Here is a 14,783-nt window from a genome sequence, read left to right on the forward strand (position 1 = left end):
TCCGGCGCACCGGCGCGTCGGCTCGCGCCGGTGTGCCGGATTTCCGGTGTGCCCGTGTGCGTCAGGCCGCGAGCTTGGCGAGCGCGGCGTCGACGCGCCGCAGCGTGCGCTCCCTGCCCAGGATCTCCAGGGACTCGAAGAGCGGCAGGCCCACGGTGCGGCCGGTGACCGCGACCCGGACCGGGGCCTGGGCCTTGCCGAGCTTGAGACCGTGCTCCTCACCGGCCGCGAGAACCGCGTTCTTCAGAGCGTCGGCGCTCGACCAGTCCGCCTCCGCGAGCTTCGCGCGGGCGGTGGTGAGCAGGGCGGCCGGGTCGCCCTTCATCGCCTTCGCCCAGGACGCCTCGTCCTCGACCGGCTCGGCGAGGAACAGGAAGTCCACGTTGGCCGTGATGTCCGAGAGCACCGTCACCCGGGTCTGCGCGTACGGGGCGATCGCCTCGAAGGCCGTCTGGTCGAAGTCCTCCGGCGCCCAGTTGGCGTACGGGGCCCGCAGCCAGGGCGCGCACGCCTCCATGAAGGTCTTCACGTCCAGCTGCCGGATGTGGTCGGCGTTGATCGCCTCGGCCTTCTTCAGGTCGAAGCGCGCCGGGTTGGCGTTGACGTCGGTGATCTCGAAGGCGCCGACCATCTCCTCCCGGGAGAAGACGTCCTGGTCCGCGGAGAACGACCAGCCCAGCAGGGACAGGTAGTTGAGCAGACCGTCGGGCAGGAAGCCGCGCTCGCGGTAGAGGTTCAGCGAGGCCTGCGGGTCGCGCTTGGAGAGCTTCTTGTTGCCCTCGCCCATCACATACGGAAGGTGCCCGAACTGCGGCACGAAGTGGGCCACGCCCAGCCCCATCAGCGCCTGGTAGAGGGCGATCTGACGAGGGGTCGAGGAGAGCAGGTCCTCGCCGCGCAGGACGTGGGTGATCTCCATCAGCGCGTCGTCGACCGGGTTGACCAGCGTGTAGAGCGGCGCCCCGTTGGCGCGGACGATGCCGTAGTCGGGCACGTTCTCCGGCGTGAAGGTCAGCTCGCCGCGGACCAGGTCGCTGAAGGTGATCGGCTCGTCGGGCATCCGGAAGCGGACGATGGAGGTGCGGCCCTCCGCCTCGTACGCCGCCTTCTGCGCGGCGCCGAGGTCGCGGCAGTGGCCGTCGTACCCGGAGGGGCGGCCGGCGGCGCGGGCGGCGTCGCGACGCACCTCCAGCTCCTCGGTGGTGCAGTAGCAGTGGTACGCGTGGCCGGCGGCGAGCAGCTTGTCGGCGACGTCCCGGTAGATGTCCATCCGCTGCGACTGGCGGTACGGCGCGTGCGCGCCGCCCACCTCGGGGCCCTCGTCCCAGTCGAGGCCGAGCCAGCGCAGCGAGTCGAGGAGCTGCTCGTACGACTCCTCGGAGTCGCGCGCGGCGTCGGTGTCCTCGATGCGCAGGACCAGGGTGCCGCCGTGGTGGCGGGCGAACGCCCAGTTGAAGAGGGCGGTGCGGACCAGGCCCACGTGGGGGTTGCCGGTCGGCGAGGGACAGAAACGTACGCGGACGGTCGCGTTAGCCACGCTTGATCACCTTGTTGGTGAGAGTGCCGATGCCTTCGATGGTGACGGCGACCTCGTCGCCGACGCTGAGGGGGCCGACCCCCGCGGGGGTGCCCGTGAGGATGACGTCGCCGGGCAGCAGCGTCATGGCCTCGGTGATGTGGACGACGAGGTCCTCCACGGAGCGGACCATGTCGCTCGTGCTGCCGAGCTGGCGCTGTTCGCCGTTGACGGTGCACTGGACGGCGAGGCCGTCGGCGACGGCCGGCAGGCCGATGGAGGTCTCCACCCAGGGGCCGAGGGGGCAGGAGGTGTCGAATCCCTTGGCGCGGGCCCACTGGTTCTCACGCTTCTGGGCGTCGCGCGCGGTGATGTCGTTGGCGCAGGTGAACCCGAGGATGACGTCCTTGACGCGGTCGCGGGGCACCTCGCGGCACATCCGGCCGATGACCACGGCCAGTTCGGCCTCGTGGTGGAGGTCCTCGGAGAACGAGGGGTACTCCACGTCGTCGCCGGAGCCGATGACCGAGGTGGTCGGCTTGAGGAAGACGACCGGCGATTCGGGCACCTCGTTGCCGAGCTCCGCCGCGTGGGCCGCGTAGTTGCGTCCGATACCCACGACCTTGTTGGGGAGCACGGGCGGGAGCAGGCGGACCTTGCTCAGCGGGACCTTGGTGCCGGAGAGCTCGAAGTCGGCGTACGGAATGCCCTTGATGATGTCGAGGACGAGGCCGGCGGCCGTACCGCCGGTGCCGTCCTCCTCGACCGCGCCGAAGGCGACATTGCCGTCGATGGAGAATCTGGCGATGCGCACGGGATGCTGTCGCCCCTCACTTTGCTGCTGCTGGCTGGAGACGGTGCGTCTCAGGACGTCTCAGGCTAGCGCGGTGGGGGCCGGTGGCCGACGCGGTGCGTGGGCGCCGCGGGCCGTGCCCTAGTGTGCGACGGGGGCGTCGACGAGGGTCGTACGCCGCGGGTTGGCCGTCCGCACGGGCAGGTCGACGGAGTGCTCCGGCTGCACGGGCGGGAGGAGCTCCCCGGCGTCGTCCAGGTTCGCCAGCGTGGTGCGGCGGGGGTTGGCGGTGCTGCGGATTAGCTTCGTCGTCTTCATCGGCTGTGTCAGACCTTGTCGGGATACGGGCGCCCGGGGGCGCCGGTTGTCAGATGTGTCAACTCTGTAAAGCGTCAGGCTATGCGCGTAATTCCCCGCCGGGGCCCTGATGCAGCAACGATCTCCGTGTGAGTTTGCTCACGACCTGCCGGGCATTTCGCCCATCACGGGCAGTGGTCGAGACCTGCGGAAACGGACATTGCCCTATCGACCCCGCCATTCCGCTCCTGATCATCAGGACTGGGGCACCCCCCGGCCGCCAGGGACTCGTTCCGGGAAGTCCGTTTCCTCCCTGAACGGGATCTACCGATCGTCACACTTTCCTCACAACGTGTCACCCAGGTCACGGCCCGGTACGCGGCCCTTGTTGGAGATCCGGCTCTGTGCTGGAATTCCACGCACCGCCGCGGGTTCTTCAGGCCGGCGCGTAAGGGCGCGACGCGGCGCCGAGTGGCATGCGGGGAAGGGGAGCATCGCCGGTCACTCATACGACCACCTTGGAGCGCACTCTGCGCTCCACGACGCCGACACCGTTCCGTCGCACTGCGGGGGGACGCCTGGTCCAGAGGTTGCGACGCTAGTGCAGGGACGTTTCAAGAGGGATAGCAGCGCTGCGGCGGAGCAGGAGCCCCGCGGCGGAACCGACCGCGGCTCCTCGCCCCAGCACACCCAGAACCCGGGCCCGGGTCCGGCCGGCGAGGGTGGTGACCGGGGCGCCAAGTCCGGTACGGCGCCCGGTGGCGACACCCCGAGCACCACTCCCGATGCGGCGTCGACCGACGCGGGTTCGCGAATAGCGCTGCGCAACTGGCGCATCAGCACCCGTCTGGTGGCACTGCTCACCCTGCCGGTGGTCGCGGCCACCACGCTGGGCGGACTGCGTATCAACGAGTCCATGAACGACATGCAGCAGCTGGAGCACATGCAGCTGCTGACCAAGATGACGAAGGAGGCGACCAGCCTCGCCGCCGCGCTCCAGGCGGAACGTGACGAGTCGGCGGGTCCCCTCACCAACGGCGCGAACCCCAGGGACTTCAAGGTCCAGGACCGCCGCACCAAGACGGACCGGGCGAAGAAGGCGTTCCTCGGCGCCACCGTGGACATCGGGAACACCGACGGCGACCAGGCGCTGGAGTCGATCCGCGCCAACGTCAGCCAGATCGCGACCCAGGTCAACAAGATCCAGGAAATCCGCAAGGACGCGTACGACACGGACGCCACGCACTCCCTGACGGTCGACGCCTACAGCGGTCTCATCGACTCGCTGCTGAGCCTCTCGCAGGACATGGCGCAGGCGACCAGCAACCCGGACATGATCAAGCGGACCCGCGCCCTGGCGGCCTTCTCCTCCGCCAAGGAGTACGCCTCGATCCAGCGCGCGATCATCGCCTCCGCGCTGCCCGCCTCTCCCAAGGAGAAGGGCGAACTCAACGAGAACGACCGGCTCTACGGTCTGGCCGCGGCCACCAAGGGCGACAACGCCCTCGCCTCCTTCGACGCCCTGTACGAGTCGATGGGCGGCAACGCCGAGGAGCTGACGGCGCCGCTCAGCGGCAAGGGCAACCCCGAGATCAACGCGGCCGACGAGTACGCGGACCGGGTGCTCGGTATCTCCGGCGGTCTGGAGGGGCGGCCGAACCGCTCGTACCTGGACTGGACCGACCAGGCGTCCGCCAAGATCAACGCGATGAACATCATCGAGCAGACGCTGCTGGGTGAGATGGAGAACAAGGCGCGTCAGCTGCGCGAGAAGTCGCAGCAGGACGCGCTCATCAACGGTGCGCTGATCCTCGTCGTCCTCGGCGTCTCGCTGGTCGGCGCCTTCGTCGTCGCCCGCTCCATGATCCGCTCGCTGCGGCGCCTCCAGGAGACGGCCACCAAGGTCGCCCAGGACCGGCTGCCCGAGCTGGTCAAGCAGCTCTCCGAGGCCGACCCGCAGGACGTGGACACCTCCGTGGAGTCCGTCGGTGTGCACTCCAGGGACGAGATCGGCAAGGTCGCCGCGGCGTTCGACGACGTGCACCGCGAGGCGGTCCGGCTGGCCGCCGAGCAGGCGCTGCTGCGGGGCAACGTCAACGCGATGTTCACCAACCTCTCGCGCCGCAGCCAGGGTCTGATCCAGCGTCAGCTGTCGCTGATCTCCGAACTCGAGTCCCGTGAGGCCGACCCGGACCAGCTGTCCTCGCTGTTCAAGCTGGACCACCTCGCCACCCGTATGCGCCGTAACGGTGAGAACCTGCTGGTCCTCGCCGGTGAGGAACCGGGCCGCCGCTGGACGCGCCCCGTCCCGCTGGTCGACGTGCTCCGTGCCGCGGCCTCCGAGGTGGAGCAGTACGAGCGGATCGAGCTGGCCTCGGTGCCCACCACCGAGGTCGCCGGCCGCGTCGTCAACGACCTCGTGCACCTGCTCGCCGAGCTGCTGGAGAACGCGACGTCGTTCTCCTCGCCGCAGACCAAGGTCCGCGTCACCGGTCACGCGCTGCCCGACGGGCGTGTGCTCGTCGAGATCCACGACACCGGCATCGGCCTCTCCCCCGAGGACCTGGCCGCGATCAACGAACGGCTCGCCTCGCCGCCCACCGTGGACGTCTCGGTGTCGCGCCGCATGGGTCTGTTCGTGGTCGGCCGGCTCTCCCTGCGCCACGGCATCAGGATCCAGCTGCGCCCCTCCGACTCCGGCGGCACGACCGCGCTGGTCATGCTGCCCGTCGATGTCGCCAACGGCGGCAAGAAGATGCCGCCGCGCCCCGGCGCCGGCGCGCAGAACGGCGCGGGCGGACAGGGGCCGACCGGTCCGGGCGGCCTCGGCGGCGGTCAGCAGTCCGGCATCGCCGCCGGGCTCGCGGGCGGCGCGGCCGGTGCGGGCCGTCTCGCCACCCCGCCCTCGCGCGGCCAGGTCGGCGCCGGTACGGGGCCCCGTGCCGCGCTGCCGGCCAGGAACGGGCAGAGCGGCCTGCCGACCCGGCCACCGCAGTCCGGTGCGCCGCGGGATCCGCAGCGTCAGGGCTCCGGCCAGGGTTCGGGCCAGCCGAGCCTCTTCGGTACGAGCCCCCGCGAACAGGGGGCCTCGGGCCGTCCGGGCGGCCAGGCCGGTCCCGGCGGACCCTCGGGTCCGGTGCCGCAGGCCGGCGGGCGGCTCGCCCGGCCAGGTCAGAGCCTCTCCAGCCCGAGCGGACGCGGCGGCCCCGGCAACCGCGACCGCGGCGGGTTCCCGCAGGGTGCCAACGCCTCCGCGGGCGGCCCTCCGCCGGTCGACCGCGGCCGTCAGCTGCCGCCGCCCGGCGGTCCGCGCGCCGAGCTGCCCGGGGGCGACGCGCAGCCGCCGCAGCGTCCCGGCGCCATGAACTGGGGCGGTCAGCAGCCGTCCGCGCCGCAGCGGTTCTCGCCGGACGCCCCGCGCGGCCACGAGGAGCCGGAGAACACCGGTCAGTTCGCCATGCCGTCGGCGGGGCAGGGTCCCGGCTCCACGGCCGAGTTCCAGCGTCCCGACTTCGACGGTCCGCGGCCGGACCCGAACACCGGCGCCGTCGGCGCAGGCGCAGGCGCAGGCGCAGGCGCAGGCGGCGGATTCGGTGACACCGGATCCCACCGGTTGCCCAACTCGGGCGACGTCCATGGCGGTTGGCAGGACCAGGGACAGGGCTCGACCGCCCAGTTCCCCCGCCCGGACTTCAACGCGCCCCGTCCCCCGGCCCCCGGAGACGCGCCCGGCTCACCCGGCGTCGACCTCTTCGGTCAGGCCCCGCCGCCCGGACAGGGCCGTCCGGGCACCGACCAGAACCAGGCACAGGGCCGCCCCGCCTTCGGGCGGAACGGCCCGAACGGCGCCGACTTCGGTCAGCAGGGCCCCAACGGCGCCGACTTCGGCGCCCCGCGCCCCCCTCTCGGCGAACTCCCCCAGCAGCCCCAGCCGGAGGCACTGCCCCCTGCCGGTCCGGGCGACGGCCGTACGCCGTTGTTCGACACGCTGGAGACCAACTGGTTCCACGGGCAGCAGAGCGGCGGCTCCGGCCGCCAGGACCAGCCCGGGGGACCCGAGGAACAGCCTTCGCCCCCGCCGTACTCCCAGGAGGGGCCGCCGGACCGGCCGGCGTCCACTCCTCCCCCGATGCCGCAACGGCAGCCCGCGAACGGCAGCACGAACGGCAACGGCGCCGTCACGTCCTCCTGGCGCACGTCACCCAATGACGAGCTGGTACGCCAGGCCGAGCGGGTCAAGAAGCCCGCCGCGGGCGGAATCACCACCTCAGGTCTGCCCCGTCGGGTCCCGCGCGCCAACCTGGTGCCGGGAACCGCGCAGGAGCAGAGCAACCAGACCGGTCCGCAGGTCTCGCGTGCGCCGGATGACGTACGCGGCCGGCTGACCAACCTTCGCCGGGGCATTCAGCAGGGTCGTCAGGCCGGCGGCCGTACCGCCGACAGCTCGACGACCGGCAGTTTCAACCTCGGCCCTTCTCACCAGCAGGAGCGTTAGTTGAGTCCGATGAGCCAGGCGGCGCAGAATCTGAACTGGTTGATCACCAACTTTGTGGACAACACCCCCGGGGTGTCCCACACAGTGGTCGTATCCGCCGACGGCCTGCTGCTGGCCATGTCCGAAGGCTTCCCGCGCGACCGTGCCGATCAACTCGCGGCCGTCGCCTCCGGGCTGACCTCGCTGACCGCGGGGGCGTCCCGGATCTTCGAGGGCGGGTCCGTGACACAGACCGTCGTCGAGATGGACCGCGGGTTCCTCTTCCTCATGTCCGTCTCCGACGGTTCGTCGCTGGCGGTGCTCGCACACCCCGACTGCGACATCGGCCTGGTCGGCTACGAGATGGCCCTCCTGGTCGACCGGGCGGGAACGGTGCTGACACCGGACCTGCGCGCCGAGCTCCAGGGGAGCCTGCTGCACTGAGACTTCCCGGTACCGCCCACAGCACCACAGACCGTCAGGCCGCCAACCGGCCCCACCCCGGCCCAGTCAGACGGCACGCAGACATCTTGCTGTCACGCCCGGAGGATTCATGACCCCGCCACCCGCCTCTCACGATCCGTACGGCGCCTCAGTCGACGCGTCCTACGGACTTGAGGGCGACCAGCCGCTGGTACGTCCGTACGCCATGACCGGCGGCCGGACCCGGCCGCGGTACCAGCTCGCCATCGAGGCGCTGGTCAGCACGACCGCCGATCCGGCGCATCTCGCCGGGCTGCTCCCCGAGCACCAGCGGATCTGCCATCTCTGCCGTGAGGTGAAGTCCGTCGCCGAGGTGTCGGCGCTGCTGTCCATGCCACTCGGAGTGGCACGCATCCTCGTCGCCGACCTGGCCGAGGCAGGCATGGTGGCCATCCACCAGCCGGGTAACGGAGAGGCCGGCGGCACGCCGGATGTGACACTGCTCGAAAGGGTGCTCAGTGGACTTCGCAAGCTCTAGCGGCGGAGCGGCACGATCGACGACCTCCGCGAAGATCGTGGTGGCGGGCGGATTCGGCGTGGGCAAGACCACGTTCGTCGGCGCCGTCTCGGAGATCAACCCGCTGCGTACCGAAGCCGTCATGACCAGCGCCTCCGCCGGCATCGACGACCTCACCCACACCGGAGACAAGACCACCACCACCGTGGCCATGGACTTCGGCCGCATCACCCTCGACCAGGACCTGATCCTCTACCTGTTCGGCACCCCCGGACAGGACCGCTTCTGGTTCATGTGGGACGACCTCGTACGCGGCGCCATCGGCGCCGTCGTCCTCGTCGACACCCGCCGCCTCGCCGACTGCTTCCCCGCCGTCGACTACTTCGAGAACTCCGGACTCCCCTTCGTCATCGCCCTCAACGGCTTCGACGGACACCAGCCCTACACCCCGGACGAAGTACGCGAGGCACTCCAGATCGGCCCGGACGCGCCGATCATCACCACCGACGCCCGCCACCGCGCCGACGCCAAGAGCGGACTCATCACCCTCGTCGAACACGCACTCATGGCGCGGCTCAAGTAGACGACGACATACGGCAGTTGCCGTATTCCCAACCGGGTGTGGGCTGTGTCTTTTGACACGGCCCACCTCGGTGTTCATAACATTTGAGAAGAGAATTCACGCCGTTCGGACACCCGACGCGTTCGACTGGTATCCCTGCGCTCACATCACCTTCGCCTTTTGACGGGGCTCGTTCTTTATGCCCGTTTTATCTGCGGTATGGACCACTCGGAATGGCCGATTCCGACTGTTTGGAACGGGACCGCCTCACGTGCTGGAATTCGATGAACTCCCGAGTAGTACAGCCCTGAACGAAAAACGGCACAGCGTAGGTGCCGACGCCGAGAGGTTGTTGGTCGAGTGAGGCGTAGCAAGACGAGCTCCGCACAGCAGGCGGCACGGGGCAACTTCACCCCGCCGCGGCGTACGGCGGCGCCGCCTGCGGACGCGCCGGGGAAGTCCCCGGCACCCGGCAGCACCAGTCGGCTGGCCCCGCGCAACTGGCGGGTGCCGACCCGGCTCAACGCCATCCTCCTGATACCCGTGCTCGTCGGACTCGTGATGGGCGGCTTCCAGGTCAAGGCCTCCGTCGACACCTGGCAGGAGGCACAGGACGCCGAGCAGACGGCGCTCGTCGTACGGGCGGCGTCCGAGTACGGCCAGGCGCTGCTCAACGAGCGCGACCTCACCGCCCAGCCGCTGCTGACGAACAAACGCGACGACAAGACCGTCGTGGACGCCAGGGCCACCACGGACGCCGCGAAGGCCACGTTCGACCGCGCCGTCGCGTCCATGCCCCGGGACGAGGGCCTGGAGCGGCGGCTGCGTCTTTTCCGGGCCGAGGAACCGAAGCTGGAGACGATCCGCAAGACGGCCTACACCGCGGGCGTCGAGACGCCCGACAAGACCGGCCGCAACGGCGGTCCGGTGGCGACCGAAGAGGGTTATGTGCTGGTCCAGCACTCCCTCATGGAGTTCTCCAACGAACTGGGTCTCGGCACCGGCAACATCACCAGTTACGGCCGCACCGCCTACGCCATCCAGCTCTCCAAGGCCGCGATGTCGCTCCAGCGTTCGATCGGTCTGCACCTGCTGGTGCGGCCGAGCGAGAAGCCGGCGGTCCGGTCGGGCCAGTCGGTCGCCTTCTCGTCCTACGCCTACCTGGAGGACATCGCGGTCGCCGAGTACATCTCCGGCGGTACGGACGCGGACGAGGCCAAGCTCCGGAAGGTGATGGCGGAGAAGGCCGCCGAAGGCGCCAAGATGCTCGCCACGGCGCGCCAGCAGGCCGCGGCGGCGGGCGAGAAGTTCGTCGCCCCGCCGGCCCAGGACGGCTCGGTGGTCGACGGCATGGTGGCCGCGATCGCGACCGGTGACAGCCCCTCCCAGCTGGAGGAGCGCGGCGTCACCCCCCGGACGTGGATGGCGGCCACCACCACCAAGTTCGACGCCTACACGATCATCGAGAAGGACCTCGTCGACAACGCCGTCGGTGACGCCGCGCAGATCTCCGAGGACGCGCGGAACGACGCCGTCATCAACGGCGCGATCGTGCTGATCGCCCTGCTGGCCGCCTTCGTGCTGGCCGGCATGATGGCGCGGCAGATGAGCCGGTCGATGAGCCGGCTCCGTACCGCCGCGTTCGGTATCGCCGAGCAGCGGCTGCCGATGCTGGTCGACCAGCTGTCCCGTACCGAGCCCGGCCGGGTCGACACCCGCGTACAGCCCATCCCGATCGACTCCAGGGACGAGATCGGCGAGGTCGCGCGCGCCTTCGACCAGGTGCACCGCGAGGCGGTGCGGCTCGCGGCCGAGCAGGCCCTGCTCCGGGGCAACGTCAACGCGATCTTCACCAACCTCTCGCGGCGCAACCAGTCGCTGATCGAGGGCCAGCTCACCCTGATCACCGATCTGGAGAACAACGAGGCCGAGCCCGAGCAGCTGGAGAACCTCTTCAAGCTGGACCACCTCGCGACCCGTATGCGCCGTAACGGTGAGAACCTGCTGGTCCTCGCGGGTGAGGAGCCGGGCCGCCGCTGGAACCAGCCGGTGCCGCTGGTCGACGTGCTGCGCGCCGCCTCCTCCGAGGTGGAGAGTTACGAGCGCATCGAGCTGACGGGGGTGCCCGAGACCGAGATCCACGGCCAGGCCGTGACCGACCTCGTGCATCTGCTCGCCGAGCTGCTGGAGAACGCCACCACGTTCTCCTCGCCGCAGACCAAGGTGCGGGTGACCGCGACCAGGCTGCCGGACGGCCGCGTGATGATCGAGATCCACGACAAGGGCATCGGCCTCACCGCCGAGGACTTCGCCGACATCAACCACAAGCTGGCCAACCCGCCGACGGTGGACGCCGCGGTGTCCCAGCGGATGGGTCTGTTCGTGGTCGGCCGGCTGGCCGACCGGCACGGCGTACGGGTGCAGCTGCGGCCCTCGGGCGAGCAGGCGGGCACCACGTCGCTGGTCATGCTGCCGGACGCGATCACCCACGGCGGTGGCGGCGAGCAGCTCCCGCCGGACGACTTCACCGTCTCCCAGATCATTCCCGAGCAGCAGGCGCCGGCCTTCGAGCCGGAGTCGCGGGCGCATCAGGCGCCGATGCTGACGGCGGCCGAACTCGGCTTCGACGACTCCCGGTACGACGACGGGGCCGGGGCCGGCGCCGGCGCCGGGGCGGCGAGCCCGCGCAGTCTCGACCCGGTGAACCGTTCCCTCATGCGCGACGAGCGCCGTGCGGCGCTGGGCGGTGGCAACGCCGCCGCGGCCCTGCCCGGCGGCGGGCCGCTCTACAGCGACCAGGTCGACGGGCAGTACCGCGAGGAGACGGAGGGCCGGTACGCGCCGCAGGAGGCGTCGTACGACCAGAACGGCTACCCCGCCCAGCAGGGTGGCGCCGAGGGCGGGCAGACGTACGACGGGTCCGGGTACGGCGCCTACGCCGACAACGGCAACGGCGGCTACCCGGCGTCCGGCTCCGTCGGCGGCTACGGGACGACCGGCGGATACCAGGAGCAGCAGGACCCCCTGGGCGGCGGGTATACGGAAGGGGCATACGAGGCTCCCCGGTCTGACGGGGCGGGCTACGACAACCTCTTCGCGCCCCAGGCCGACCAGGGTGGCTGGAGTGACCGGAGCGACTTCCAGGGCGGGTACGGGCCGGACGGCCGAACCGAATCGGAATCCTCCGACGGCGCTGCGGCGGACACCGGGAAACGCGTAGAATTCGAACGTCCGGGTCCCTCCCCGAGCACCAGTCACGAGACGACCGGAGCGGGTCTGCCGCGCCGTGGCGCCCCGCAGGCGCCGAAGGTCGAGTCGTGGCAGCCCAGCGGCGAGGGCGACGGGCAGCGCGGCGGACACGGCGGCGGGACCGATCTCTTCGGCGGTACCGCACCGTCGGGCGGTACGCCGCGGGAGACGGCCGGGGCCTCCGAACAGCGGGTACCGGCCACCGACAGCCACCCGACGACGAACGAGACGTACGCACCGACAGCAACACCGCAGCCGCGGAACGGCCGGAGTGAGGCGAACGGCCCCGACGAGTGGCGTTCGACGAACGACGACCGGTGGCAGCGGGCCGAGAAGCTCCGCGAGCCCAAGGCCGGCGGGATCACTCCTTCGGGACTCCCCCGGCGCGTTCCCAAGGCCAACCTGATCGAGGGAACGGCGGAGTCGACGCCGCAGAACGGCCCCCAGGTCTCGCGCGCGCCGGAGGATGTCCGTGGCAGGCTGAGCAACCTGCGGCGCGGCGTCCAGCGGGGCCGCAACGCGGGGGCGGGCAACACCGGCAACGCGGGAACCACGGGGACGGACACGAACGGACCGGGTCGAGGCCCGGGCAGTACCTACAACCAGGAGCGTTAGTGTGAGCCCGATGAGCCAGGCGGCGCAGAATCTCAACTGGTTGATCACCAATTTCGTGGACCACACCCCCGGGGTGTCCCATACCGTGGTGGTCTCCGCCGACGGACTCCTGCTGGCCATGTCCGAGGGCTTCCCGCGGGACCGCGCCGACCAACTGGCGGCTGTCGCCTCCGGGCTGACCTCGCTGACCGCGGGAGCGTCCAGGATCTTCGAGGGCGGTGCCGTCACGCAGACCGTGGTGGAGATGGACCGCGGGTTCCTCTTCCTGATGTCCATCTCGGACGGCTCCTCGCTGGCCGTCCTCGCGCATCCCGAGGCCGATATCGGCCTGGTGGGCTATGAAATGGCTCTGCTCGTCGACCGGGCGGGGACGGTGCTGACGCCGGACCTGCGCGCCGAACTCCAGGGAAGTCTTCTCAACTAACAGACAGACAGTGCGTTTCGCGCCATCGCACCATAGGGTTCGGTGGCGCGGCTCCACAGAACAGTTACCGGCGATCGGAGTCGGAGGAGGCAACGGTGGCAACACCCCCAGGCGGGCACCCTTACGAAGGTGGCCGACAGGTTCCGGGTGAGCATGCCCTGAACCACTTCAACTCCCCCTCCACGCCGGGCGGGAACGGCGGTCCGGGTGGGCGGGACGGCGGCGGGCAGCCGTATCATCCGCAGCAGCCGTATCAGCCTCAACAGCCGTACGGACAACAGCAGTCGTACGGCCAGGATCAGCAACAGCCGTACGGTCAGCAGCCGTCGTACGGACAGGGACAGCAGCAGCCGCAGTACGGGCAGCCGCAGCCCCGCATCCAGCCGGTGCAGCCGAGGCGCCATCAGGAGCCGGAGTACGCCGCGCACAACCCGTTGGTCCGTCCGTACGCCATGACCGGCGGCCGGACACGGCCGCGGTACCAGCTCGCCATCGAGGCGCTGGTCAGCACGACGGCCGATCCGTCAAGGCTGCAAGGGCAGTTGCCCGAGCACCAGCGGATCTGCCGGCTCTGTTTCGAGATCAAATCGGTCGCCGAGATTTCGGCACTGCTCTCCATCCCCCTGGGCGTCGCCCGGATCCTCGTAGCCGACCTGGCGGAGGCCGGACTTGTCGCCATTCACCAACCCGGCGGCGACGAGACCGCCGGGGGCCAACCAGATGTGACACTGCTCGAAAGGGTGCTCAGTGGACTTCGCAAGCTCTAGCGGCGGTGCAGCCCGCTCAACCACCAGCGCGAAGATCGTGGTGGCGGGCGGATTCGGCGTGGGCAAGACCACGTTCGTCGGCGCCGTCTCGGAGATCAACCCGCTGCGTACCGAAGCCGTCATGACCAGCGCCTCCGCCGGCATCGACGACCTCACCCACACCGGAGACAAGACCACCACCACCGTGGCCATGGACTTCGGCCGCATCACCCTCGACCAGGACCTGATCCTCTACCTGTTCGGCACCCCCGGACAGGACCGCTTCTGGTTCATGTGGGACGACCTCGTACGCGGCGCCATCGGCGCCGTCGTCCTCGTCGACACCCGCCGCCTCGCCGACTGCTTCCCCGCCGTCGACTACTTCGAGAACTCCGGACTCCCCTTCGTCATCGCCCTCAACGGCTTCGACGGACACCAGCCCTACACCCCGGACGAAGTACGCGAAGCACTCCAGATCGGCCCCGACACCCCGATCATCACCACCGACGCCCGCCACCGCGCCGACGCCAAGAGCGGACTCATCACCCTCGTCGAACACGCACTCATGGCGCGACTTCGCTGAGCGTTCCCGCCGGAGGTACCCGGGCCGTCGGCCCGGAGCCGGCCGGCGACGGCGACGGCCCCGTACTCCTCGGAGTGCGGGGCCGTCGCCGTTCGGACACGTCGCGGCGCCGGTTCCTCCGGGACGTGGCAGCGCGAGAGCCCCGCACTCCGAGGAGTACGGGGCTCTCGCGGCTCTGTGCGCCCGCTGGGGCGCCTGTGCTCAGCCCTGCCAGCTGTGGGGGGCCCGGAAGCCCGGCGTGCGCTCCAGACGGCGCCAGCCGGCCGTGGAGCGGCCCCGGTGGGCCGGGGCGGCGTCCGCGTCGGAGCGGGCCGCGGCACGCGCCATCAGGACGGCGGTGATGGCGGCCAGTTCCTCGGGCCCGGCGTGCCCCTTCTCGACGCGGAGCAGGGAGTTGTCGGCGGCGTTGTTCATCGGGCTCGTGTCTCCGTCTTCTCGGTGGGCGGCTGTGTACGCGGCGCGGGGGCCGCGTCCGGCGGGCGCGGGCTCACTGCGGCGGGTTGCCGTGCTTGCGGGACGGCAGGTCGGCGTGCTTCGTACGGAGCATCGCGAGGGCCGAGACGAGGACCTCGCGGGTCTCGGCC

The 14,783-nt window shown here is 70.6% G+C and carries 12 protein-coding genes; 8 read left to right on the forward strand and 4 right to left on the reverse strand.

The window, feature by feature from the left end:
- Window positions 1-61: 61 nt before the first annotated feature.
- The 3 genes from gltX to ACZ61E_RS28890 all read right to left on the reverse strand — a co-directional run bounded on the left by gltX (window position 62) and on the right by ACZ61E_RS28890 (window position 2,627).
- Complete coding sequence (gene gltX / locus ACZ61E_RS28880) at window positions 62-1,537, reverse strand: glutamate--tRNA ligase (RefSeq protein WP_469702967.1); 1,476 nt, start codon at window positions 1,535-1,537, stop codon at window positions 62-64.
- Window positions 1,530-2,330 carry a fumarylacetoacetate hydrolase family protein gene (locus tag ACZ61E_RS28885; RefSeq protein ID WP_469702968.1) on the reverse strand — a complete coding sequence of 267 codons (801 nt, stop codon included), beginning with the start codon at window positions 2,328-2,330 and terminating at the stop codon, window positions 1,530-1,532. The genes gltX and ACZ61E_RS28885 overlap by 8 nt, the downstream gene beginning before the upstream one ends.
- 120 nt (window positions 2,331-2,450) lie before the next feature.
- Window positions 2,451-2,627 (reverse strand): hypothetical protein, encoded by a 177-nt coding sequence (locus ACZ61E_RS28890; RefSeq protein ID WP_469702970.1) that lies wholly within the window; start codon window positions 2,625-2,627, stop codon window positions 2,451-2,453.
- Window positions 2,628-3,207: 580 nt separating this feature from the next.
- On the opposite strand from ACZ61E_RS28890, the gene ACZ61E_RS28895 reads away from it, so the two are divergent.
- The 8 genes from ACZ61E_RS28895 (at window position 3,208) to ACZ61E_RS28930 (ending at window position 14,199) form a co-directional block, all read left to right on the forward strand.
- A complete protein-coding gene (locus ACZ61E_RS28895) occupies window positions 3,208-7,101 on the forward strand; it encodes a sensor histidine kinase (protein WP_469702971.1) in 3,894 nt (1,297 codons plus the stop codon).
- Window positions 7,102-7,110: 9 nt separating this feature from the next.
- Window positions 7,111-7,524 (forward strand): roadblock/LC7 domain-containing protein, encoded by a 414-nt coding sequence (locus tag ACZ61E_RS28900; protein WP_469702976.1) that lies wholly within the window; start codon window positions 7,111-7,113, stop codon window positions 7,522-7,524.
- Between the two features lie 109 nt (window positions 7,525-7,633).
- A complete protein-coding gene (locus ACZ61E_RS28905; protein ID WP_023538417.1) occupies window positions 7,634-8,041 on the forward strand; it encodes a DUF742 domain-containing protein in 408 nt (135 codons plus the stop codon).
- On the forward strand, window positions 8,022-8,603 hold the full coding sequence (locus ACZ61E_RS28910) for a GTP-binding protein (RefSeq protein ID WP_031229387.1): 582 nt from the start codon (window positions 8,022-8,024) through the stop codon (window positions 8,601-8,603). Before ACZ61E_RS28905 ends, ACZ61E_RS28910 begins: the two co-directional genes overlap by 20 nt.
- A gap of 339 nt (window positions 8,604-8,942) precedes the next feature.
- Window positions 8,943-12,446: a sensor histidine kinase gene (locus ACZ61E_RS28915; protein ID WP_469702973.1), complete on the forward strand. Its 3,504-nt coding sequence runs from the start codon at window positions 8,943-8,945 to the stop codon at window positions 12,444-12,446.
- A gap of 10 nt (window positions 12,447-12,456) precedes the next feature.
- Window positions 12,457-12,870, forward strand: a complete 414-nt coding sequence (locus tag ACZ61E_RS28920) for a roadblock/LC7 domain-containing protein (protein ID WP_078079450.1) — start codon at window positions 12,457-12,459, stop codon at window positions 12,868-12,870.
- Between the two features lie 95 nt (window positions 12,871-12,965).
- Complete coding sequence (locus ACZ61E_RS28925; protein WP_469702974.1) at window positions 12,966-13,637, forward strand: DUF742 domain-containing protein; 672 nt, start codon at window positions 12,966-12,968, stop codon at window positions 13,635-13,637.
- On the forward strand, window positions 13,618-14,199 hold the full coding sequence (locus ACZ61E_RS28930) for a GTP-binding protein (protein ID WP_031229389.1): 582 nt from the start codon (window positions 13,618-13,620) through the stop codon (window positions 14,197-14,199). Before ACZ61E_RS28925 ends, ACZ61E_RS28930 begins: the two co-directional genes overlap by 20 nt.
- Window positions 14,200-14,400: 201 nt before the next feature.
- Here ACZ61E_RS28930 and ACZ61E_RS28935 read toward each other — a convergent pair whose 3' ends face one another.
- Window positions 14,401-14,613, reverse strand: a complete 213-nt coding sequence (locus tag ACZ61E_RS28935) for an acyl-CoA carboxylase subunit epsilon (protein ID WP_147873672.1) — start codon at window positions 14,611-14,613, stop codon at window positions 14,401-14,403.
- Window positions 14,614-14,783 lie beyond the last annotated feature (170 nt).

This window comes from Streptomyces sp. NPDC104581 (genome assembly GCF_055583685.1).